The organism is Brevibacillus sp. 1238, assembly GCF_029892995.1.
Classification (GTDB): domain Bacteria; phylum Bacillota; class Bacilli; order Brevibacillales; family Brevibacillaceae; genus Brevibacillus; species Brevibacillus parabrevis.
On record NZ_JARXWC010000015.1, the window covers coordinates 90,777 to 110,882 of the forward strand.

Annotated in this window: 25 protein-coding genes; 22 read left to right on the forward strand and 3 right to left on the reverse strand. The window is 53.3% G+C overall.

Features of this window, described 5'->3' with window-relative positions:
* The first annotated feature begins 13 nt into the window (after nucleotides 1–13).
* The 5 genes from mtaB (at nucleotide 14) to M2298_RS24470 (ending at nucleotide 3,634) form a co-directional block, all read left to right on the forward strand.
* Nucleotides 14–1,372: a tRNA (N(6)-L-threonylcarbamoyladenosine(37)-C(2))-methylthiotransferase MtaB gene (gene mtaB, locus M2298_RS24450; protein ID WP_122964102.1), complete on the forward strand. Its 1,359-nt coding sequence runs from the start codon at nucleotides 14–16 to the stop codon at nucleotides 1,370–1,372.
* Nucleotides 1,369–1,797, forward strand: a complete 429-nt coding sequence (locus M2298_RS24455; protein WP_122964101.1) for an NUDIX hydrolase — start codon at nucleotides 1,369–1,371, stop codon at nucleotides 1,795–1,797. Before mtaB ends, M2298_RS24455 begins: the two co-directional genes overlap by 4 nt.
* 3 nt (nucleotides 1,798–1,800) lie before the next feature.
* On the forward strand, nucleotides 1,801–2,466 hold the full coding sequence (gene deoC, locus M2298_RS24460; protein WP_063231389.1) for a deoxyribose-phosphate aldolase: 666 nt from the start codon (nucleotides 1,801–1,803) through the stop codon (nucleotides 2,464–2,466).
* 117 nt (nucleotides 2,467–2,583) lie between these two features.
* A complete protein-coding gene (locus tag M2298_RS24465) occupies nucleotides 2,584–2,976 on the forward strand; it encodes a CidA/LrgA family protein (protein ID WP_217365248.1) in 393 nt (130 codons plus the stop codon).
* The gene (locus tag M2298_RS24470; protein WP_280649206.1) at nucleotides 2,969–3,634 is read left to right on the forward strand and encodes an LrgB family protein; all 666 of its coding nucleotides are present in this window, start codon (nucleotides 2,969–2,971) and stop codon (nucleotides 3,632–3,634) included. Before M2298_RS24465 ends, M2298_RS24470 begins: the two co-directional genes overlap by 8 nt.
* Here M2298_RS24470 and M2298_RS24475 read toward each other — a convergent pair.
* On the reverse strand, nucleotides 3,615–4,592 hold the full coding sequence (locus tag M2298_RS24475) for a Na/Pi cotransporter family protein (protein WP_122964098.1): 978 nt from the start codon (nucleotides 4,590–4,592) through the stop codon (nucleotides 3,615–3,617). The genes M2298_RS24470 and M2298_RS24475 overlap by 20 nt on opposite strands.
* Before the next feature lie 131 nt (nucleotides 4,593–4,723).
* Between M2298_RS24475 and M2298_RS24480 the strand changes: the two genes are divergently transcribed.
* Nucleotides 4,724–6,019, forward strand: coding sequence for a class I SAM-dependent rRNA methyltransferase (locus M2298_RS24480; protein WP_122964097.1), 1,296 nt, complete (start codon nucleotides 4,724–4,726; stop codon nucleotides 6,017–6,019).
* A gap of 176 nt (nucleotides 6,020–6,195) precedes the next feature.
* Here M2298_RS24480 and M2298_RS24485 read toward each other — a convergent pair whose 3' ends face one another.
* The gene (locus tag M2298_RS24485; RefSeq protein ID WP_122964096.1) at nucleotides 6,196–6,690 is read right to left on the reverse strand and encodes a hypothetical protein; all 495 of its coding nucleotides are present in this window, start codon (nucleotides 6,688–6,690) and stop codon (nucleotides 6,196–6,198) included.
* Nucleotides 6,691–6,925: 235 nt separating this feature from the next.
* On the opposite strand from M2298_RS24485, the gene M2298_RS24490 reads away from it, so the two are divergent.
* On the forward strand, nucleotides 6,926–8,011 hold the full coding sequence (locus tag M2298_RS24490; protein ID WP_122964095.1) for a D-alanine--D-alanine ligase: 1,086 nt from the start codon (nucleotides 6,926–6,928) through the stop codon (nucleotides 8,009–8,011).
* 78 nt (nucleotides 8,012–8,089) lie between these two features.
* Here M2298_RS24490 and M2298_RS24495 read toward each other — a convergent pair whose 3' ends face one another.
* Nucleotides 8,090–9,472: a UDP-N-acetylmuramoyl-tripeptide--D-alanyl-D-alanine ligase gene (locus tag M2298_RS24495; protein WP_173597410.1), complete on the reverse strand. Its 1,383-nt coding sequence runs from the start codon at nucleotides 9,470–9,472 to the stop codon at nucleotides 8,090–8,092.
* Nucleotides 9,473–9,722: 250 nt separating this feature from the next.
* On the opposite strand from M2298_RS24495, the gene M2298_RS24500 reads away from it, so the two are divergent.
* The 15 genes from M2298_RS24500 (at nucleotide 9,723) to recO (ending at nucleotide 20,095) form a co-directional block, all read left to right on the forward strand.
* Complete coding sequence (locus M2298_RS24500) at nucleotides 9,723–10,046, forward strand: histidine triad nucleotide-binding protein (protein ID WP_122964093.1); 324 nt, start codon at nucleotides 9,723–9,725, stop codon at nucleotides 10,044–10,046.
* Nucleotides 10,047–10,158: 112 nt separating this feature from the next.
* Complete coding sequence (rpsU, locus tag M2298_RS24505; protein ID WP_007727630.1) at nucleotides 10,159–10,332, forward strand: 30S ribosomal protein S21; 174 nt, start codon at nucleotides 10,159–10,161, stop codon at nucleotides 10,330–10,332.
* Between the two features lie 17 nt (nucleotides 10,333–10,349).
* Complete coding sequence (locus tag M2298_RS24510) at nucleotides 10,350–10,796, forward strand: GatB/YqeY domain-containing protein (RefSeq protein WP_063231398.1); 447 nt, start codon at nucleotides 10,350–10,352, stop codon at nucleotides 10,794–10,796.
* A 167-nt stretch (nucleotides 10,797–10,963) separates the two neighbouring features.
* A complete protein-coding gene (locus tag M2298_RS24515; RefSeq protein WP_173597409.1) occupies nucleotides 10,964–12,298 on the forward strand; it encodes an NfeD family protein in 1,335 nt (444 codons plus the stop codon).
* Nucleotides 12,299–12,313: 15 nt separating this feature from the next.
* A complete protein-coding gene (gene floA, locus M2298_RS24520) occupies nucleotides 12,314–13,318 on the forward strand; it encodes a flotillin-like protein FloA (RefSeq protein ID WP_122964091.1) in 1,005 nt (334 codons plus the stop codon).
* An 11-nt stretch (nucleotides 13,319–13,329) separates the two neighbouring features.
* Nucleotides 13,330–13,839 (forward strand): hypothetical protein, encoded by a 510-nt coding sequence (locus tag M2298_RS24525; protein ID WP_122964090.1) that lies wholly within the window; start codon nucleotides 13,330–13,332, stop codon nucleotides 13,837–13,839.
* A 302-nt stretch (nucleotides 13,840–14,141) separates the two neighbouring features.
* Nucleotides 14,142–14,438, forward strand: a complete 297-nt coding sequence (yqfC, locus tag M2298_RS24530) for a sporulation protein YqfC (RefSeq protein ID WP_007777585.1) — start codon at nucleotides 14,142–14,144, stop codon at nucleotides 14,436–14,438.
* A 24-nt stretch (nucleotides 14,439–14,462) separates the two neighbouring features.
* A complete protein-coding gene (gene yqfD, locus M2298_RS24535; RefSeq protein WP_122964089.1) occupies nucleotides 14,463–15,671 on the forward strand; it encodes a sporulation protein YqfD in 1,209 nt (402 codons plus the stop codon).
* 40 nt (nucleotides 15,672–15,711) lie between these two features.
* Complete coding sequence (locus tag M2298_RS24540) at nucleotides 15,712–16,683, forward strand: PhoH family protein (RefSeq protein WP_122964088.1); 972 nt, start codon at nucleotides 15,712–15,714, stop codon at nucleotides 16,681–16,683.
* A 32-nt stretch (nucleotides 16,684–16,715) separates the two neighbouring features.
* Nucleotides 16,716–17,195, forward strand: coding sequence for an rRNA maturation RNase YbeY (gene ybeY, locus M2298_RS24545; protein WP_122964087.1), 480 nt, complete (start codon nucleotides 16,716–16,718; stop codon nucleotides 17,193–17,195).
* A gap of 9 nt (nucleotides 17,196–17,204) precedes the next feature.
* On the forward strand, nucleotides 17,205–17,576 hold the full coding sequence (locus M2298_RS24550; RefSeq protein WP_122964086.1) for a diacylglycerol kinase family protein: 372 nt from the start codon (nucleotides 17,205–17,207) through the stop codon (nucleotides 17,574–17,576).
* A gap of 174 nt (nucleotides 17,577–17,750) precedes the next feature.
* Nucleotides 17,751–18,149, forward strand: coding sequence for a cytidine deaminase (gene cdd / locus M2298_RS24555; RefSeq protein WP_063231406.1), 399 nt, complete (start codon nucleotides 17,751–17,753; stop codon nucleotides 18,147–18,149).
* On the forward strand, nucleotides 18,142–19,059 hold the full coding sequence (gene era / locus M2298_RS24560) for a GTPase Era (protein WP_122964085.1): 918 nt from the start codon (nucleotides 18,142–18,144) through the stop codon (nucleotides 19,057–19,059). The genes cdd and era overlap by 8 nt, the downstream gene beginning before the upstream one ends.
* Before the next feature lie 116 nt (nucleotides 19,060–19,175).
* Complete coding sequence (locus tag M2298_RS24565; RefSeq protein ID WP_083955823.1) at nucleotides 19,176–19,331, forward strand: YqzL family protein; 156 nt, start codon at nucleotides 19,176–19,178, stop codon at nucleotides 19,329–19,331.
* The gene (gene recO / locus M2298_RS24570; RefSeq protein ID WP_173597408.1) at nucleotides 19,322–20,095 is read left to right on the forward strand and encodes a DNA repair protein RecO; all 774 of its coding nucleotides are present in this window, start codon (nucleotides 19,322–19,324) and stop codon (nucleotides 20,093–20,095) included. Before M2298_RS24565 ends, recO begins: the two co-directional genes overlap by 10 nt.
* The last annotated feature ends 11 nt before the right edge of the window (nucleotides 20,096–20,106 follow it).

A 20,106-nucleotide genomic window follows, 5' to 3' on the forward strand; every position in this document is an offset into this window, starting at 1 on the left:
AGGAGGAATGGCAATGTCTACCGTTGCTTTTCATACATTAGGCTGCAAAGTGAACAGTTATGAGACTGAGGCGATTTGGCAATTGTTCAAGGCAGATGGCTACGAGCGAGTCGACTTTGAACAGGACGACGCCGATGTTTACGTGATCAATACTTGTACCGTTACGAATACAGGTGATAAAAAGAGCCGCCAGGTCATCCGCCGGGCGATTCGTCGCAACCCGGAAGCGATCGTCGCTGTGACAGGCTGCTATGCGCAAACTTCTCCAAGCGAGATTGCACAAATTCCTGGGGTGGATATCGTAGTGGGCACGCAAGGCCGCGAGAAGCTGACCGATTACGTCAAGCAAATCCGCGCTGAGCGCCAACCGATCAATGCGGTCGGAAACATCATGAAAGCCCGTGATTTCGAGGAGCTGGATGTTCCCAACTTTACAGACAGAACCCGCGCTTCCCTGAAAATTCAGGAAGGCTGCAACAACTTCTGCACGTTCTGCATCATTCCGTGGGCGCGTGGTCTCATGCGCTCGCGCAAGCCGGAAAGCGTCGTGGAACAGGCGAAAAAGCTGGTGGAAGCAGGCTATCTGGAAATCGTTCTGACGGGGATTCACACCGGAGGATACGGAGAAGACCTGGAAGACTACAACCTGGCGAAGCTGCTGCTTGATTTGCATGAAGTAGATGGACTGAAACGCATTCGCATCAGCTCCATCGAAGCGAGCCAGATCACGGATGAAGTCATCGAGGTCATCAACAACTCCGACCGTGTCGTACGCCACCTGCACGTACCGCTCCAGGCGGGCGATGATGAAGTGTTGAAGCGCATGCGCCGCAAATACACGACAGCCGAGTTTTATGAAAAAATGGTGAAAGTACGCAAAGCGCTGCCAGGCGCGGCGATCACGACGGACGTCATTGTCGGCTTCCCGGGTGAAACCGAGGAGCAATTCATGAACGGCTACAACTTCATCAAAGAAATCGGCTTCGCCGAGCTGCACGTTTTCCCGTACTCGATGCGCACAGGCACACCGGCTGCGCGGATGACCGACCAGATTCCCGAAGAGGAAAAACACGAGCGCGTGACGAAATTGTTGGAGCTGAATCGGGAGCTGACCATGGCTTACTCCAAGCAGTTTGTCGGCGACGTGCTGGAAGTCATTCCAGAGCGTCCGTTCAAGGATGCGCCGGAAAGCGGCCTGTTGATGGGATATTCCGATAACTACCTGAACGTTGTTTTCCCGGGAGACGAAAGCATGATCGGGAAAATTTGCAAGGTGAAGCTGGAACAACCAGGCTCCGAATATTGCCAGGGAACTTTTGTCCGCGTTGTGGAGACTGAGATGCTGCCTTATTTGAAGGAGCGAGCCATATGAAGGAGATTTCGGCAGGAGGCGTAGTCTATCAGCTGCAAGACGGAGAGTACATGCTTCTCTTGATCGAAGACCGTTATGGCAAAGTGACTTTGGCAAAAGGCAAGCAGGAGATCGGCGAGACTATCGAAGAAACCGCTTTGCGTGAAGTGCTTGAAGAGACGGGAGTGGCGGGGCGTCTCGGCGCCAAGCTTGACCGGATCACTTACGTCTACACGCATCCGGTGACGGGCGAGTCGGTCGACAAAGAAGTCCACTACTATCTGGTCGAGGCTTACAACACAGAAATAACGGTACAGCTGGAAGAAATCAATGACGTTCATTGGCATCCGGCAAAAGAGGCTTGGGAGCTGCAACTCCAGAGAGGCTACCGAAACAACGATGAGATTTTTCGTCTGGCCTTCCAAAAACTCGGGATTGAGGTGTAGTTTATGCAATTGAACAAATTTATCGACCATACCCTGTTGAAGCCAGAAGCGACGCAAGAGATGATCGACAAGCTCTGCGCGGAAGCGAAAGAACACGATTTTATGTCTGTGTGCGTCAACCCTTACTGGGTGAAGCGTTCTGCTGAGCTGTTGGCGGGTACAGATGTAAAAGTGTGCACCGTAATCGGCTTCCCTCTGGGAGCGAATACGACAGCGGCAAAAGTGGCAGAAACTCGCGATGCGATTGCAAACGGCGCAACAGAAGTCGACATGGTGCTGAACGTAGGTGCCCTGAAATCCGGCGATCTGGAAACCGTGAAGCAAGACGTGGCAGCTGTGAAGGATGCAGCTGGAGACATTCTTCTGAAAGTCATTCTTGAAACAGGTCTTTTGACTGATCAGGAAAAAGAAATCGCGTGCAAGCTCTGCGTGGAAGCAGGTGCCGATTACGTAAAAACGTCCACTGGCTTCGGCCCGGGCGGCGCTACGGTAGAAGATATCGCTTTGATGCGTAAAACAGTTGGTCCTGACATTGGAGTGAAGGCATCTGGCGGCGTGCGCGGCGGTGAAGCAGCACTCGCCATGATCGAGGCGGGAGCGAGCCGGATCGGTACAAGCTCTGGCATCTCGATTGTGACTGGAGCGAAAACGACAGGCAGCGGATACTAGAACGACTGGAACGAAAGAAAGCCTGGCCAAGGGAAGGCCGGGCTTTTCCTTCTTTTTCAAGCATTTTCGATAGAGATTAGGCAAAGAGAAAGCGGGAGAGGGGTGTGGCAGGTGAAAATGATCACGGGAGTGGCTATTCTTCTGGCTTTTTACGGAGTGGGAGTGCTTGCGAGTACATGGCTGCACATCCCTTTGCCCGGCAACCTGGTCGGGATGCTTTTGCTGACGCTGGGGCTTGTGACTGGCTGGATTCGGATGGAGTGGGTAGACCGGGCGAGTTCGTTTCTCATCCGGCACATGATGCTGTTTTTCGTGCCGATTATTGTGGGCGTCGTCTCCTACTTCAAATGGTTTGCCCAAGCGCCATGGCCGATCGCGCTGTCGATGATTGTGGCTCCGATGCTGGTCATGTTCGTGACAGGCCGCGTGGTACAAGCTTACTTGAACAGACAGAAGAAGCAAGAGACACCCGCTTCTGCCGCACCAGAGAGGAGGACGCTCGATGCTTAGTCAATGGCTGGCGATCCTCGTTACGCTTGTCGGCTACAAAGGAGCAACGACGGTCAACGCCCGCTTTCCCCGCGTGCAGCCGCTGCTTGTGGCGGTCGTGCTCGTCTGGATGATCTGGTGGGCGGTGAGCGATGATTGGGAAGCTTTTTCTGCGGGAGGACAGTGGATTTCGTTCTGGCTCGGCCCGGCGACAGTGGCATTGGCTGTTCCTTTGGCCAAACAGATCAGGCAATTCGCCCACATCTGGCGCGGCGTTTTGCTCGGCGTCAGTGCAGGGTGCGCCGTGGCTATCGTGTCGGTGTACGCGATTCATTGGTGCTTCGGATCGGATGACATCTTGCTCAGAAGCATGCTAAGCAAATCGGTGACGACGCCAATCGCTTTGGAACTGACCGCCTCAATAGGCGGAGTGCCTGCCTTGGCAGCCTTTTTTACCGCCCTTACAGGAATGGTTGGGGTGCTGATCGCGCGCCCTGTGCTCAAATGGGGGCGAATTACGGACGACTGGGCGATCGGGATTGCCGTAGGGACGAGTGCGCATGCGATCGGGACAGCCAGTTTGAACCGCATCTCGCCCGTGCAGACGGCTGCATCGAGTGTGGCGATGATCGTGGCCGGGGTCGTCACCTCGCTGTACCTCATCCCGTTTTCTTTTTAATCCATACAGCAGTCGGTGTAGGCGGTTTGCGCTTGTCTGGAATGAGCCATTGGATAAACCGGGCGATCTGCGGAACGAATGGCAGGGCGACCATGGAGCAAATCAGATTGAAAATCGTTTGCGAATGGGCGATTTGCATGGAGGGGCTGCTCGTTAAAAAGGCGCTGACCAGGGCAAGCTGGGAAAGAAAAGGCAAAAACACGACAGCCCCTGCTACATTAAAGAGCGTATGGCACCAGGCGACCTGCTTGGAGGCCGTATTCGTGCCGATGGCGGCTATGACAGCGGTGAAGCATGTGCCGACATTGGCGCCGAGGACGATGGCAAGCGCCGTCTCCATGGACAGGATTTGATGGCTGAGCAACCCCATCGTGATGACGGTCGTTGCAGAGCCGCTGTGGATGAGCGCGGTGAAAATGACGCCTGTGATCAGCCCGATCCAGATGGAATGACTGCTCTCCAGAAAAAGCGACCGAAACGTTTCGGATTGTTCCAGCGGCTTGGCCATCAGCTTGAGTGTATCAATCCCGAGGAAAATCAGCCCGAATCCGGCGATGACCAGTCCGGTGCAGCGAACAGTTGGCCGCGGCATCAGCCAGAGGGCGACGCCGACGAGCAACATCGGGATGGCGAACGACTCCAGTTTGAGTGCGACCAGCTCCGTCGTGACGGTCGTTCCCAGGTTGGTGCCGAGAATGATCCCGACGGTTTGCGCGAACTGGATAATCCCCGCATTGGTCAAGCCGATCGTCAAGACGGTGACGGCACTGGAGCTTTGCAGGACGAAAGTCGCAATCAACCCGATCCAGAAGCTGTGGTATGGCGTGCGTGTAAAGCGGGCCATCCATTGTTCCATTTTTTTGCCCGCCAAATTTTGAAATCCGGTCCGCATGGCGTACATACCGAACAGAAAAAAACAGAGCCCGATCGTAAACGGGGCGAGGATGGAGACAATCACAAGTTGGGTTCCTCCTTCTTGGTTACAATGGCAAGCGAGGCTGGCCGTAGAACGCCGGGCCAACCGTAAAGGAAGTTACTATAACGCTATGCCTGTACGAGGGCAAGCATGACAAGGAGAGAATCAACCGCATGGCAAAAGTCTTACTGAATCAGCATCGGAAAAAGCGACTGGAAGCGGGGCATCCGTGGATTTTCCAATCGGAAGTATTGGAAATCCAGGGCGAGGTTGTACCGGGTGAAATCGTTGAGGTGACGAATCACAAAGGACACTTTTTGGCAAAAGGCTACATCAATCCGGCATCGCAAATGATCGTGCGCATTTTGAGCTACGATCCAAAAGAAGACATCGACTATTCGTTCTTCCTGCGCAAAATCAGGCAGGCGGCGGAGTTTCGCACTCGGTTTGTGGACAATCCGCGCGCATGCCGCGTCATTTACGGCGAAGCAGACTTTTTGCCTGGCCTGATCGTGGATCGCTACGAGGACATCCTGGTCGTGCAGGTATTGTCTTTGGGCATGGAAAAGCGGATGGAGTGGATTCGCGATGCGCTTGTGGAAGTGTTTGCGCCTGCTGGCATCTACTTGCGCAACGACGTTCCCGTGCGCAAGCTGGAAGGCTTGGCGGAAGGTAAAGAAGTGCTGTACGGAGAGTGTCCGCGCGAGGTGTTGATTGAGGAAAACGGCTTGAAGTATTACGTGGATATCGTCGAAGGACAAAAGACAGGATTTTTCTACGACCAGCGTGAGAACCGCGCTTCGATTGCGCCATTGATGAAAGGCTGGGGCGAGAAGCACGGCATTACGCTGCAAACCATCGAGGTGGACGGCGAGCAAAAGCTCATGCCAGTCGACAAGCGGGGAAAAGCGATCAAAAATCCGTTCTGGGACGGAGCAGAAGTGCTGGAATGCTTCACCCATACCGGCTCCTTCACGCTGAACGCTTGCAAGCACGGCGCGAAAAAAGTAACCGCGCTCGACATTTCCGAGCATGCGATCGAAACCGCAAAGCGCAACATCACCTTGAACGGCTTTTTGCATCGCGTCGATTTTGTCGTGGCAAACGCGTTTGATTACTTGCGGGAAAATGTCGAGGCAGGAAAGAGCTGGGATGTCGTCATTCTCGATCCGCCCGCCTTCGCCAAATCGCGCGGCGCGGTCAAAGGCGCATGCCGCGGCTACAAAGATATCAACCTGAACGGGATGAAGCTCGTTCGTCCTGGCGGTTTTTTGGTCACCGCCTCATGCTCGTACCACATGTCTCCGGAACTGTTCCTGGAAACGATCCAGGAAGCGGCTGTGGACGCGAAAAAAATATTGCGCCTGATCGAGTGGCGCGGGGCAGGCAAAGACCACCCGCAAATCAGCGGCGCTGACGAAGCGCATTACCTGAAATTCGCGATCTTTGAAGTGCGCGATCGCAAGTAGAAAAAGAGAACAGCGCCGGAGCGTATCTGGCGCTGTTTTTGCGTTTTCGTGAAAAGGATGGGACGCACAGGGCTAAGCTGCTGCCCGGGCAAGCTGGCAGACATTCGAGCGACCAGTCCGCTGCCCAAACAAGCTGGCAGATATTCAAGCGTCCCGTCCGCTAGGCGAAGTCAGGCTTACTGCGCAAACTGCTTGTCGTTTTTCACCTGCCGGACGAGGTCGAGAGCCTTTTTGAAGCCAAGCTCTTTTCCCAGCAAGACTTGTCCTTCTGCGGGGGTAGCGGCGCGCGCCTGGCTGAGCGTATGCAACTCGTGAACAAGCAAATGCTCGATGAGATAGAGCTGGACCTGGCCGATTTCCCGCTCGCTTTTGCGATCCCGCTCCCGAAACTTCGCCCGTTGCTGGCTTTCCTCCACGTATTTATCGATGTCGTCTTCGAGAAAATGCGAGGCGTTGCCAATAATTTGGCGATAGTCATCCGTCTGGGAGGGAATAGGCCGGATGGTGTGGCCGAGGTGAGCGAGCAAAAATTTGTTCAAAACGATGTTGTCGCGCGTGTAATCATTGTGCAGGAGCGAGTATTCCCCCAAAAAAGTTCCGGCGTCTTTATCGAAGCTGTGCAACAACGTGTACGTGGAGCAATACGTACAATAAAGCAAGTAGTCTCTCATGGACATCCCTCCAGCAAAATAGCTCCATGACAGTGTTTTTACTACCCATGATATGACAAAGTTCATGCGTGGGTGATACTTGCTTCTCTTGTATTTGGCAGTCGGTTTGTGTATGCTAAATGACGGGCTTTGCCCGGTACAAAGAGCAGATGCTGGGCGCTTGCATAGCATAGGAGAGAGATGAAACTCAAGGGTAGACTCTTTGCCTGCCACAGAGGAAAGGAGCATGGCACGGATGGGAAACGATAAGATCCGTCTAGGAATTATTTATGGAGGAAAATCCTCGGAGCACGAGGTTTCATTGCGTACGGCCTTGTCGATCATGAAGGCTGTCGATGCAAATAAATACGAGGTAACGCCCATTTACGTTCAGTTGGACGGAACTTGGGTAAAAGGAGACGCTTTCGCTGAGCAGGTGCCGCAAAACATCGACACACTGCGCCTCGCTTCCGGCGATCCGGCAAAAAAATCTGACTCCTTGTTCGATATCGCGCAGCAAGTCGATGTGATTTTTCCTGTCGTGCATGGGCCGAACGGGGAAGATGGCACGATTCAAGGACTGCTGGAGCTGGTCAACCTGCCATATGTGGGAACAGGCGTGATGGCTTCCGCTGTCGGGATGGACAAGTGGATGATGAAGACGGTTTTTGCCCAAGCGGGCTTGCCGCAGGTTAAGTACGTAGGGTTTTTGCGCTCCCAGTGGGAAAAAGGTCCCGAGGAAGTGGCGGAAACAATCGAGCGTGAACTTGGCTACCCATGCTTTGTCAAGCCAGCGAACATGGGCTCCAGCGTCGGAATCAGCAAGGCGAAGAACCGCGCAGAACTGGTGACCGCGATCAATCTGGCTGCCCGTTTTGACCGCAGGCTGATCGTGGAGGAGTTTGTTTCGGTGCGCGAGCTGGAGATCGGCGTGCTTGGCAACGAGGAGCTGGTCACGTCTGTCGTCGGCGAAATTATCGCGGCCAAAGAATTTTATGACTACGAAGCCAAGTACAAGGGAGCGGGCACAGAGCTGTCCATTCCTGCGGTCGTTCCTGCGCATGTCGCAGAAGGCATCTCCGATATCGCGAAAAAGGCATTTCAGGCGCTGGACGGCTCAGGGCTTTCCCGCGTCGACTTTTTCTGGGATGAGAAAAACGACCAACTGTACATTAACGAAGTAAACACGATGCCAGGCTTTACCCCGTTCAGCATGTACCCGATGCTTTTCCAGGCAGCGGGTGTGGGCTACAGCGAACTGATCGACCGCCTGGTGCAGCTGGCGATAGAGCGCCATGCCGATAAGCAGCGCAACATCGTGGAAGCCGAAGGGCTGGAATAGCAATCTGAATTTTACGACCTACAAGCAAACGCAAAAAAGCCGTCTCTCAACTGATCCGAGAGGCGGCTTTCTTTTTTTCTATTCGTGCTGTTCCAGATCAGTCAAAAGCGTCCACAGCTCCATCCCGCGCGACGCTTTGAACAAAAAGGCATGGCTGGCATCGCGCAATGGCAGAAGGGCGGCGAGCGCCTCCGGTTTGCTTGCCACATGCAGCTTGTTGCCGTTATAGGCGCGATGAAGATGTTGCGTATCCTCGCCAACGGTGACGAGCAGCTCGATGTGCTCGACAAGATCGTTGAGCGCTTCGCCGACTCCTGCGTGCATGTGAGCGCTTTGCTCGCCCATCTCGTACATGTCGCCCAAGACGAGCACTTTTTTGCGGCCAGGAAACAGCTCGGCGAACGTCCGGGCAGCAGCTTCCATGGAAGACGGACTGGCGTTGTATGCATCGCTGATATACAGGGAGCCGTGTCTGGAATGCACCTGTTCAAACCGCATGGCAGAGAGCTTGACCGTGGAGAGCGCTTGCACGATTTGTTCTGTGTCCATCCCCAGTCTTTTCGCAATCGCAATCGCAGGAAGCGCGTTCAGCACGCTATGCTTGCCGTGAAGCGGGAGAAAGGCGGAGAAGCGTTCGCCATTCGCGAAGCAGACGTCAAACTGTGTTCCATTATCATTCGGCTGAATATGTTCCGCCCAGATGTCACAAGGCTCCAGCACGGAATAGTACATGATCTCCCCGGCATACAGATGGGCCACTCGCGGCAAATACTCCGAGTCCTTGTTGAGAAGAACCAGGCCGTCAGGGGCGGTGTGGGGGAGCAGCTCGGCTTTGGCGAGCGCAAGCTTTTCCCGCGTGCCGAAAAACTCCAGATGCGACTCGCCGATATACGTAATGACGCTGATCTCCGGCTTGACGAGCGAAGCCAATAAGTCGATCTCTCCGGCGTGATTCATCCCCAGCTCCAGCACGGCAGCCTGGTGCTGCGGCTCCATTTGCAGCAAGGAAAGCGGCACGCCCAAATGATTGTTCAAGTTTTTATATGTCTTGTAGACAGGGGATCGCGCTTCCAATACGTGAGCTACGATGTCCTTCACCGTCGTTTTCCCGATGCTGCCCGTAATCGCGATATGCGGGATCGCAAAGTCTTTCCGATAGGCAGCTGCCAGCTTTTGAAAACCGCGCAGCGTGTCATTGACGAGAATCAGCCCGAACTCCTCGGGCAAGCCAGCGGGAATTTTTTCCTGATTGGATACGAGTGCGGCTACCGCTCCTTGTTCGGCTGCTTGCAGCAAAAAATCGTGCCCATCGCGAGCGCCGCCTGTCAGCGCCACGAATAAAGAACCCGCTTTCAGTTGGCGGGTATCAAAGTGAACCGATGACAAGACAAGGTGCGGAGAGCCTGCCAGCAAGAGTCCTTCTGCATTGATTGTCGCCTGTTCCAGTGCAAGTGGTTTCATGTGCACGAACTCCTTTTTTCTATATGATCCATCTCCAACCTCGAAGCTGACCACGCGCACGTGAAATCGCGAAGTCATCCGGTCACGAACTCGTGAATCCTCGAAGTCATGCTACCATGCGCCCGGGAAGGCCGCAAGACAAAAGTGCGGGACAAGCCGTTGCATTTGCTTCGTGCTGTCCGCTATCATGAAACTATCTGTGCTTTGCAAAACATCGAAGCCATCTATATAGCTGAAAGGGGTTTCCCACATGGAGAAAAGCATTTTTACCCGGATTATGGAGGGCGAAATTCCAGCCCGCGTAGAATATGAAGACGAACACGTCATCGTGATTCACGACATCGCGCCAAAGGCACGCGTCCACCTGCTGATCATCCCGCGCAAGCCGATTGCGACATTAATGGATGTAACAGCGGAAGATTTGCCGCTGATCGGCCATATTCATCAAGTAGCGCAGACATTGGCGAAAAAGCTGGAGCTGCCAGGATTTCGCCTGATTAATAACTGCGGAAAAGAAGGCGGACAAGAAGTTTTCCATATTCATTACCACCTCTTGGCAGGATTTCACGAATAAAAATGAACTAAAGGTTGACCTTCATTAGTCATCTATCCTATAATGAAGTGTGACAGTCTGTTCGTACGACGATTCAGGCGTCCCACGGTTTTAGCGGAGGGAGGGAAGACAAATGGCAGAAATTCGAGTCAAGAAAAACGAGTCTTTGGATAGCGCACTTCGCCGCTTCAAGCGTGAGAGCGCCAAATCCGGGGTGATGGCGGAACTGCGTAAACGTCGCCACTTTGAGAAGCCTAGCATTAAGCGTAAAAAGAAATCCGAAGCAGCTCGTAAGCGTAAGTTTTAATGGACGGAGGGCCCATCATGAGTGTAATGGAGCGACTCGATCAAGATATGAAGCAAGCAATGAGAGACAAAGCTGCTCTAAAACTCTCTGTTATTCGCATGGTGAAAGCCGCTTTAAAGAATGAAGAGATTAACAAAGGCAGAACTTTGTCTGAAGACGAAGTGCTGACCATCTTGACTCGTGAGTTAAAACAACGCCGTGAATCCCTCCACGAATTTGAGAAGGCAGGCCGTGAAGAACTTGCCTTAAAATCGCGCGAAGAGATCGATGTGCTCTCCGCTTACTTACCCGCTCAGCTCAGCGAAGATGAGATTCGCGATATCGTTCGGGAAGCTATTGCTGCCACCAATGCCACCTCCAAGAAGGAGATGGGCAAAGTGATGGGAGCACTTATGCCGAAAGTGAAAGGCAGAGCAGACGGAAACCTCGTGCAAAAGATTGTATCTGAGGAACTACCATCGTAGATAAGCAACACCTCATATAGATACGAATGGAAAAGCCCAGCCGGATGACGGTTGGGTTTTTTCTTTGTTTCCCCAAAAGCTGACAAAAATCTGAAACAATCTCCTCCTTTGTTCGTATACCTTATTGGGCATAAGTTGAAGCTGATACGAGGAAGGAGGTAAATGTCATGACTGCAACGAGGTTAGCGTTGCGGCGGATGCGATTGCTACTGTCTCTTCTTTGCCTGATCACGGGCTTCTCGATGTTTTTGTTTACGCCAGGCATTCAGGCCCAGTCTTATCAGAAAGCGGTCTGGATTCCGGTAGACAACACAATCGAGCGTGGCTTGGAGAGTTTCCTTGCAAGGGCTTTCGCAGATGCACAGGAAGAAAAAGCAGACCTTGTCATTTTGCATATTAATACGCCAGGTGGCGAAGTGGACGCTGCTGATCAGATTGGCCAGTTGATTCGCCAATCACCCATGCATACCATCGCCTATATTGATAACCAGGCTTTCTCAGCGGGAACATACATCGCTTTGAACGCCAACGAAATCATTATGACGCCAGGAAGCAGCATGGGAGCGGCTACACCGATTGATCTGGCGGGCAATGCAGCAGACATCAAGTTCATCTCGGGATGGAGCAAAAAAATGACCGCTGCCGCCAGTCTGAACCAACGCAATCCGGACGTGGCGCGAGCAATGGTCGAAATCGATACGGAGTTTCCGGGACTGAAGCCAAAAGGAACCGTGCTTTCGCTCGATGCGCAGCAAGCGAAAACGCTCGGCTACGCAGATCACGTCGTTTCTGGAAAAGAGGAGCTGCTTGCCAGCCTGGGAATTTCCAACGACTCTCTGCATGTGATCGAGCCGACTGGCGGGGAAAAGGTTGCGCGCTGGGTAACCAGCCCGTACGTCATGAGCTTGCTTCTGGTCATCGGTTTGGTCGGGATTGTCGTTGAACTGTTTGCACCAGGCTTTGGCGTCGCCGGAACGATTTCGCTAGTTTCGTTCGGCTTGTATTTCTTCGGGCATTATGTCGCAGGCTTTGCAAACTGGCTGCACATCGGTCTGTTTGTCATCGGAATTTTACTCATGATTCTAGAAATTTTCCTGCCAGGCGGCATCGTCGGAGCCATCGGCTTTATCAGTATCGTGACTGGCCTGGTGATGGCTGCCTACGATACGCAGCAAGGACTCGCCTCGCTGGGAATTGCGGCTGTAGTTACACTTGTTGTAACGTTTCTGCTCGTCAAGCGTTACGGCATCAAAGGACTTTTTGGCAAGTTCGTCCTCGGTGACGCACAGCACAACGAGGAAGGCTATGTGGCCCCGAAAGATCAGCGTGATCTCACGGGCAAGTCCGGCATTGCCCTGACGCCTTTGCGCCCTGCTGGTGTCGTAAAAGTGGAAGGCAAGCGTGTCGATGCGGTATCTGCCGGAGGCTTCATCGCAGCCGGAACGGCGATTGTCGTCGTGCAAGTAGAAGGGACGCGTGTCGTCGTGTCTGAACAAGAATAAAGGAGTGACAGCATTATGTTGGAAAGCGGATTGATTCCCCTAATTTTTATGGTGGCTGTAGCCATCGTGGCCCTTTCGATTTTCTTCTCGTTTGTACCAGTCATGCTCTGGATTTCCGCCCTCGCGTCGGGCGTGAACATCGGGATTATTACACTTGTGGCGATGCGTTTGCGCCGGGTCGTTCCATCCCGCATCGTGAACCCGTTGATTAAAGCTCGCAAAGCAGGCTTGCAGCTGGACACGAACCAACTGGAAAGCCACTATCTTGCAGGCGGTAACGTTGACCGCGTTGTCGACGCCCTCGTAGCAGCGCAACGCGCAGATATTCCGCTCGGCTTTGAACGCGCCGCAGCGATTGACTTGGCAGGGCGCGATGTATTGGAAGCCGTGCAAATGAGCGTTAACCCGAAAGTGATTGAAACTCCTGTCGTAGCAGCGATGGCAAAAGACGGTATCGAGCTGCGCACGAAAGCGAAAGTAACCGTTCGCGCCAATATTGACCGTCTGGTCGGTGGTGCTGGTGAAGAAACGATCATCGCCCGTGTCGGTGAAGGGATTGTCTCCACGATCGGTTCTTCCAACAGCCACAAAGACGTATTGGAAAACCCTGATCTCATCTCCAAAACCGTTTTGAACAAAGGTCTGGACGCTGGTACAGCGTTTGAAATTCTCTCCATTGATATCGCGGACGTAGATGTCGGCAAAAACATCGGGGCACAGCTGCAAACGGACCAAGCGGAAGCCGACAAGCGCATTGCGCAGGCAAAAGCCGAGGAGCGTCGTGCGATGGCGGTTGCCCAGGAACAAGAAATGATCGCCCGCGTACAAGAAATGAAAGCAAAAGTAGTCGAGGCGGAAGCACAAGTTCCACTTGCATTGGCAGAAGCGTTGACCAGCGGCAAAATGGGCGTCATGGATTACTACAACCTGCAGAACATCGCAGCCGATACACAAATGCGCGAATCGTTCGGGCACTCAGGTGACAAACAGGACCCTGCTTCGCCTGATCAGAAAGAATAAGGGCGATTGCCATGGAAGATCTCTTTGATCTTTTCCTTGACCTGATTGACTGGATTCTGCCTCTGCTAGGAAAGTTCTGGTTCGTTATTTTGGGTTACATCGGCTACAAGCTGCTGGGAAAAGAAAAAGCCAAAGGAAAGCGGATGTCGCAAGGATTGCCAAACAAGCCCCTGACACCTGTGGATACACCTTGGACAGCCGAGCCTGCGCCAGATGCGCAGCAAGAGCGAAAAACGGTACGGGCCACGGCCAAATACGAGCCGCTGGAATCGAGAGCGGAGTCGATGGAAGGCGTCGGAGTGGAGCAGGAGTGGGCATTTTCCGAGCCTGTACGCGCTTCGACAGGTTCTACGATCCGTACATCGAGCGCGACCAGACAAATGTCGGCGGCGCAGCGCGTCAAGCCGCAGTCTGCTGCTCCTCTCGATCCGCGGGAAGGGATGAAGTGGGCGCTCATCTTTGGCGAGCCGCGCTCAAAAGCTTCTTACTTTGCCCAGCGTTCACGAAAAATAAGCAAATAACGTACAGAAAAACAGGTAAACAAATGTTTGCCTGTTTTTTTGTTGGATTGTAAAAAACGAGCAGCTTGCAGCCATAGTCGTAACCAACCCTTGTGCTGGGAAAAACCAGATGGAGGGTTTGCCTTATGCTAACCTCCCCGCAGATCAACTCGTCCATTTTGCAAAATGCCGTGCACTGGTTTTCGTATGAATGCCGCACCGTTCGCTCGCATACGCATAGGTAAGAATGATATTGTACCGAAAGTGGCACGACCCATTTTCAGAAAACGAGGCGCGTGCGCCTGTAGAAGGGGGGCTTATCCATGAAGCGTTGGAGCCGCCGTCTGCGCCAATTGGCCGGAGGTGTGTTGGATCTGCCGCAAGATGTGGTCCTGGAAGTCCCGCGCATTACGATGATCGGTCATTTGCAAATGTACATAGAGAATCATCGCGGTGTTCTGCATTTCAGCGAACACGAGCTGCGTCTGCTGCTTACAAACGGCCAGATGATTGTCTCAGGCGAACAGCTTGTCATCCGGGCGATTTTGCCGGAAGAGGTGCTTCTCGAAGGAAGGATTGGCGGAGTCAAATTTTTGGAGACAGGGCCACAAGGCTCCTAGCACAAGGAAAGGTGGACGGCACATATGCGAAACGGACTCAAGGAATGGGTAGATGGACACATCACCATCACCGTACGGGGTAAGCGGTTTGAGCGTTTGCTGAATATGGCCGTGCGGGATGGCATTCGAATCTGGAATATTCGCAGGGTCGGTGCGGAGGTGAGCCGCTGCGATATTCTGATTCGCGACTATTTTCGCCTCAGGCCGCTGTTGAAGGAGACAGGCTGTCGCAGCCACGTGGAAAACAGGGACGGATTGCCTTTCTGGCTGCTCCGCGTGCGCAGGCGCGCTGGACTGGCTATTGGCGCTGTTTTGTTTTTTATTGGATTGTACATGCTTTCCTCGTTTGTATGGAGCGTGGAAGTAACGGGAACGAAGCACATCGACCCTGCACGCGTCATTCGCGCTGCGGACGAGATCGGGATTAAACAAGGGGCATGGAAGGTCAAACTAAAGGAACCGCTGCTGCTGCAAAAAGAGCTGTTGAGCTTGTTGCCGGAAGCCGCCTGGGTCGGAATCGACATTCAGGGAACGAAGGTCAGGCTGCAAGTGGTGGAAAAGGAAGCGCCCGTCAAGCCTTTGGCGACGGGGCCGCGCCATCTCGTCGCCAAAAAGCGTGCTGTCATCCATAAAATTCTCCCGGAAGTGGGCAAAAGCCAGGTGACGAACAATCAGCTTGTCGAAAAAGGCCAGGTGCTCATCTCCGGAATCATTGGCAATGACACGCGCCAGCAAGCCGTATCGGCGCGAGGCAAGGTGCAGGGAGAAGTCTGGTATGTAAGCAACACCTCTGTCCCTTTGAAGCAAACGATCTATCGGCTGACCGGAGAGAAGCAGGAGCAGCAGTATTTGCTGGTGGGATCGTATGCGATTCAAGTGTGGCCGTTTAACAAAGAGCTGTTTTCCGAAGCCCAGACGTCGGAAAAACGCTACGTTCCTTCCTATGCGGGATACACGTCGCCAGTAGGCTGGAAAACGGTCGAATATGCGCAAATCGAGCCGGTTACGAAGCAATTGAGCACAGAAGAGGCCACGGAAGTAGCGAAAAAATTCGCCAGAGCAGACATTTTGCAAAAAGCTGGTAAAGATGCGTTCATTCAGGACGAAAAAGTTTTGCACGTCACCGCAGAGAATGGTAAAGTTTACGTAAGCATTCATTTTTCCGTCATTGAAGAAATTGCCGTTGAACAGCCAATCGTACCCCAGTCACCCGTGAACAATGGCAATCCGTGACGTCAATTGCTGATAACCGTTGCAAGGAGATGGAAGCCTGTTGCACGTACAAGATGAGGTAAGAATCCCGTTTTCAGACGCATCTGAGGCTCTGCTTTTGTTTGGACCGCACGACGCGTACCTAAAGCTGATCGAGGAAAAAAGTCCTGCCCAAATCATGACCCGCGAAGGCGAACTGGTCATTAGCGGCGACAAGCCGGAAGTGGATAAGCTGACCGAGCTGATCGGTGTTTTGCTGCAGCTGATCCGCAGAGGAATCGCTTTGTCCGAACGAGACATCTCGTACGCGATGATGCTCGTAGGCCGGGGAGAAGCAGCCCAACTGCTGGATGTTTATGATGAGGAAGTGGCGCGCACCCAGCGCGGAAAAGTAATCAGGGCCAAAACTCTCGGACAGCGGCACTATTTGTCGGCGATCAAGAAGCGCGACATCGTCTTCGGAATAGGGCCTGCCGGAACGGGAAAAACGTATTTGGCAGTGGTCACAGCAGTAAACGCGTTGAAAAATGGACGTGTCAAACGGATCGTTCTTACCAGACCGGCTGTAGAGGCGGGAGAAAGCTTGGGCTTTTTGCCTGGCGATCTGCAAGAAAAAGTAGACCCGTATCTGCGTCCGCTTTACGATGCTTTGTATGACATGCTTGGAAACGAGCAGGTAGCCAAGATGATGGAGCGCGGACTGATTGAAGTGGCTCCTTTGGCATACATGCGTGGGCGTACATTGGAGGACTCGTTTGTCATTCTGGATGAGGCGCAAAACACCACTCCCGAGCAAATGAAAATGTTTTTGACCAGGCTTGGTTTCGGCTCCAAAATGGTGATTACCGGAGACGTAACACAGGTGGACTTGCCGAAAGGGAAAAAATCCGGCTTGCGTGAAGCGCAGCGCATTTTAGGCGCGATACCGGATGTAGCTTTCATCCATTTCCAGGAAGGCGATGTCGTACGCCACAGTCTGGTGCAAAAAATTATCGCTGCCTATGCAAAAGAAGAAGTCGACCACGGCTATTGATAAATGGTGTGTAAAAAGGAGATCGTTCATCTGTGCTATCTGTAGAAATCCTCCACGAAGAAATCGAACCGCTTGATGAAAGCTTGCAAAAACTGATGACCGAATGCCTCGAAGCTTGCGCAAAGCTGGAGGACGTACAGGGAGAAGTCGTAGTGACTCTGGTCACCAATGAGCGAATCCACGAGCTGAACCGCGATTACCGCGGCGTGGATCGCCCAACCGACGTGTTGTCCTTCGCCATGAACGAGCCGGGCGAAGGCGAGATGGAAATCTTTTTCGACGAGGGCGAAGCGGACGAAGTTCCGAACATGCTGGGGGATATCATTATCTCTGTGCAAAAAGTCAAGGAGCAGGCCGAAGACTACGGCCACTCTTTCGAAAGAGAGCTGGGCTTCCTCGCTGTGCATGGCTTTCTCCATCTGCTCGGCTACGACCATGGTACGCCGGAAGAGGAGAAAGAAATGTTCTCCCGTCAGGAACAGGTTTTGGAGCAGATCGGCTTGACGAGGTAGGAGATTACGTTGAAAGAACTCCGAAGAATGGCGAGCAGCTTTTCGTACGCCATGCAAGGAATTGGGCATACCGTAAAGACACAGCGAAACATGCAAATCCACGTAGCCGCTGCTGTAATCGTTTTGGCGGCGGCCTGGTGGCTGCAAATTCCCCGCAGCGATGTTTTGCTGGTCTTTTTTTCTATCGGCCTTGTTTTTTCGCTGGAGCTGGTGAATACGGCCGTAGAAGCGACCGTTGACCTCGCTTCTCCCGAGTGGCATGAAAAGGCGAAAATAGCCAAGGATGCTTGCGCCGGAGCAGTGCTCGTAGCGGCTATCCTGTCTGCCATCATCGGGTTTATCGTCTTCGGGCCGCCGCTGCTGCAAAAAATAGCGGGGTAGCCCGGAAGCAGCGATTTGACTGGGGAAACGCAAAGTTTGTGCCATGAGAACGACCGGACGGGCCTTACTGGGAGGCCGTAAAGTCTGGTCTCTTGGCGTCCCGTCGTCAGGATGGACCATAATGCGCCCCGTCAGAAAAAATAGTAGAGACTACGCATAAGAGGAATGATGAGAATGGATAAACAAGCATTGCTTGCTGGTGCGATCCAAGCAAGAGAACTGGCGTATGTGCCTTACTCCAAGTTTCAGGTGGGCGCAGCGCTGTTGTGTGAGAGCGGCAAGGTTTATTTGGGCGGCAATATCGAAAACGCTGCATACTCGCTGTGCAACTGCGCAGAGCGTACGGCCCTGTTCAAAGCTTATTCGGAGGGGGACCGCACGTTCAAGGCGCTGGCTGTGGCGGCGGACACCCCTGGAGCGGTGTCTCCGTGCGGCGCGTGCCGTCAGGTGTTGGCTGAGCTTTGCCCGCCGGACATGCCTGTATACTTGACCAACCTGAAAGGCGACGTCGAGGAAACAACAGTATCTGCCCTTTTGCCGGGGGCATTTTCCAAGGAGGATTTACGTGGATAACCGCAAGACCAAACAATCATTCAAATCAGGATTCGTATCTATCGTGGGGCGCCCGAACGTAGGGAAATCGACGCTGCTGAACCACGTCGTCGGCCACAAGATCGCAATCATGTCCAATAAGCCGCAAACGACGCGCAACAAAATCACCGCTGTTCATACGACGGAAGCAGGGCAAATCATCTTCATCGATACGCCAGGGATTCACAAACCGCAATCCAAGCTGGGCAACTACATGGTGTCGGTGGCTGAAAATACGCTCAATGAAGTCGACCTCGTGCTGTTTGTGGTAGACGCGACCGAAAAGCGCGGAGCGGGTGACGACTACATCATCGAGCGGCTGAAGCAAGTTAAGACTCCGGTATTTTTGGTGATCAACAAAATTGACAAGGTTCATCCGGAAGCGCTGTTGCCGATTATCGACGATTACCGCCAGTTGTACGATTTCAAGCAGATCGTTCCGATTTCCGCCTTGGAGGGCAACAACACTGCTTCCTTGACCGAAGCGATCATGGGGGAAATGGAAGAAGGGCCGATGTTCTACCCGGCCGACCAGGTGACCGATCATCCGGAGCGTTTTGTCGTGGCCGAGTTGATTCGCGAAAAAGTTCTGCATTTGACCCGCGAAGAAGTGCCCCATTCGATTGCTGTCGTCGTGGAGGAAATGAAGCGCGGCGAAAACGGGAAGACGCTGTACATTTACGCGGCGATTTACGTGGAACGCGATTCGCAGCGCGGCATTTTGATCGGACAAAAAGGCCAGATGCTGAAAGAAATCGGCAGACGGGCGAGAAAAGATATCGAGCGGCTGATGGGGGATCAAGTATTCCTGGAGCTGTGGATCAAGGTGAAAAAGGACTGGCGCAACCAGGAGCGGATGCTGCGCAACTTCGGCTTTTACAACGAAGAATAGGCAGATGGCTGTCCTTCGTTTTCATTCGTGTTAATTTTTCCAAGGCATATAATAACGGGCGCAGGTGATTCTAAGAAGGAAGTGGATAGACCCGATACAGGAAAGGATGATGCTCCATGCTTCGTGACTTTTCTTGGAGAGTTTTCGCTTCAACCGGTGACATCCATGCTTACCTTCTCTACCGCGATCACCATCAGGCGGAAGGCTCTTCAGAAGACGTTCTGCTTGATTTTGCCCAGGAAGAATTGGGTGACTCGCAGGCATGCTTGTAAAATGGGAAGGGATTGTCATTCGCAGCGTGGACTATGGCGAGTCCAGCAAAGTGGTGACGTTGTTTACCAGGGAGAACGGCAAGCTAGGCGTGATGGCGCGCGGTGCTAAAAAGACCAAGAGCCGTCTTGCCGCCGTCTCCCAGTTGTTTTCGCACGGTTATTTTCTGTGCAAGGCAGGGCCCGGAGCGGGAATGCCCGATCTGTCGCAGGGTGACATCGTGGATTCCTTCCGGGACATGCGGCAAGCCCTCACTGCGACGGCTTATGCCGCTTACATAGCAGAGCTTTTGGATCGATTGACACATGAACGGGAGCCGAATCCGTATTTGTTCCAGCTATTACTGCAGACGTTTTGCTATCTGGACGAAGGGGTGGACCCGGAAATTTTGTGCCGGATTTTCGAGGTGAAGATGCTGATTGTAGCCGGGATTTCGCCGCAGCTGTCAGCTTGTGCGAACTGCGGACAACAGCGGGAGCCTTATGCGATCAGCGTATCGCAGGGCGGGTTGCTGTGCCCGTCTTGCCAGCCATCAGACCCGTATGCACTGGCGGTCACGCCTTCTACCTGGAAGCTGTTGCGGCTGTTCCAGGTATTTGATTTGGAACGTTTGGGCGACATCGAGGTGAAGCCGGCGACGCGCAGCCAGCTCAAGCATGTGATTCGCAGCTTCATGGACGAGCATCTTGATCTGAGGCTGAAAAGTCGCGCATTTCTGGAACAACTGGAGCGAATGGAAAGGATGGCCCAGTCCGACAGTGACTGATTGACATTCGA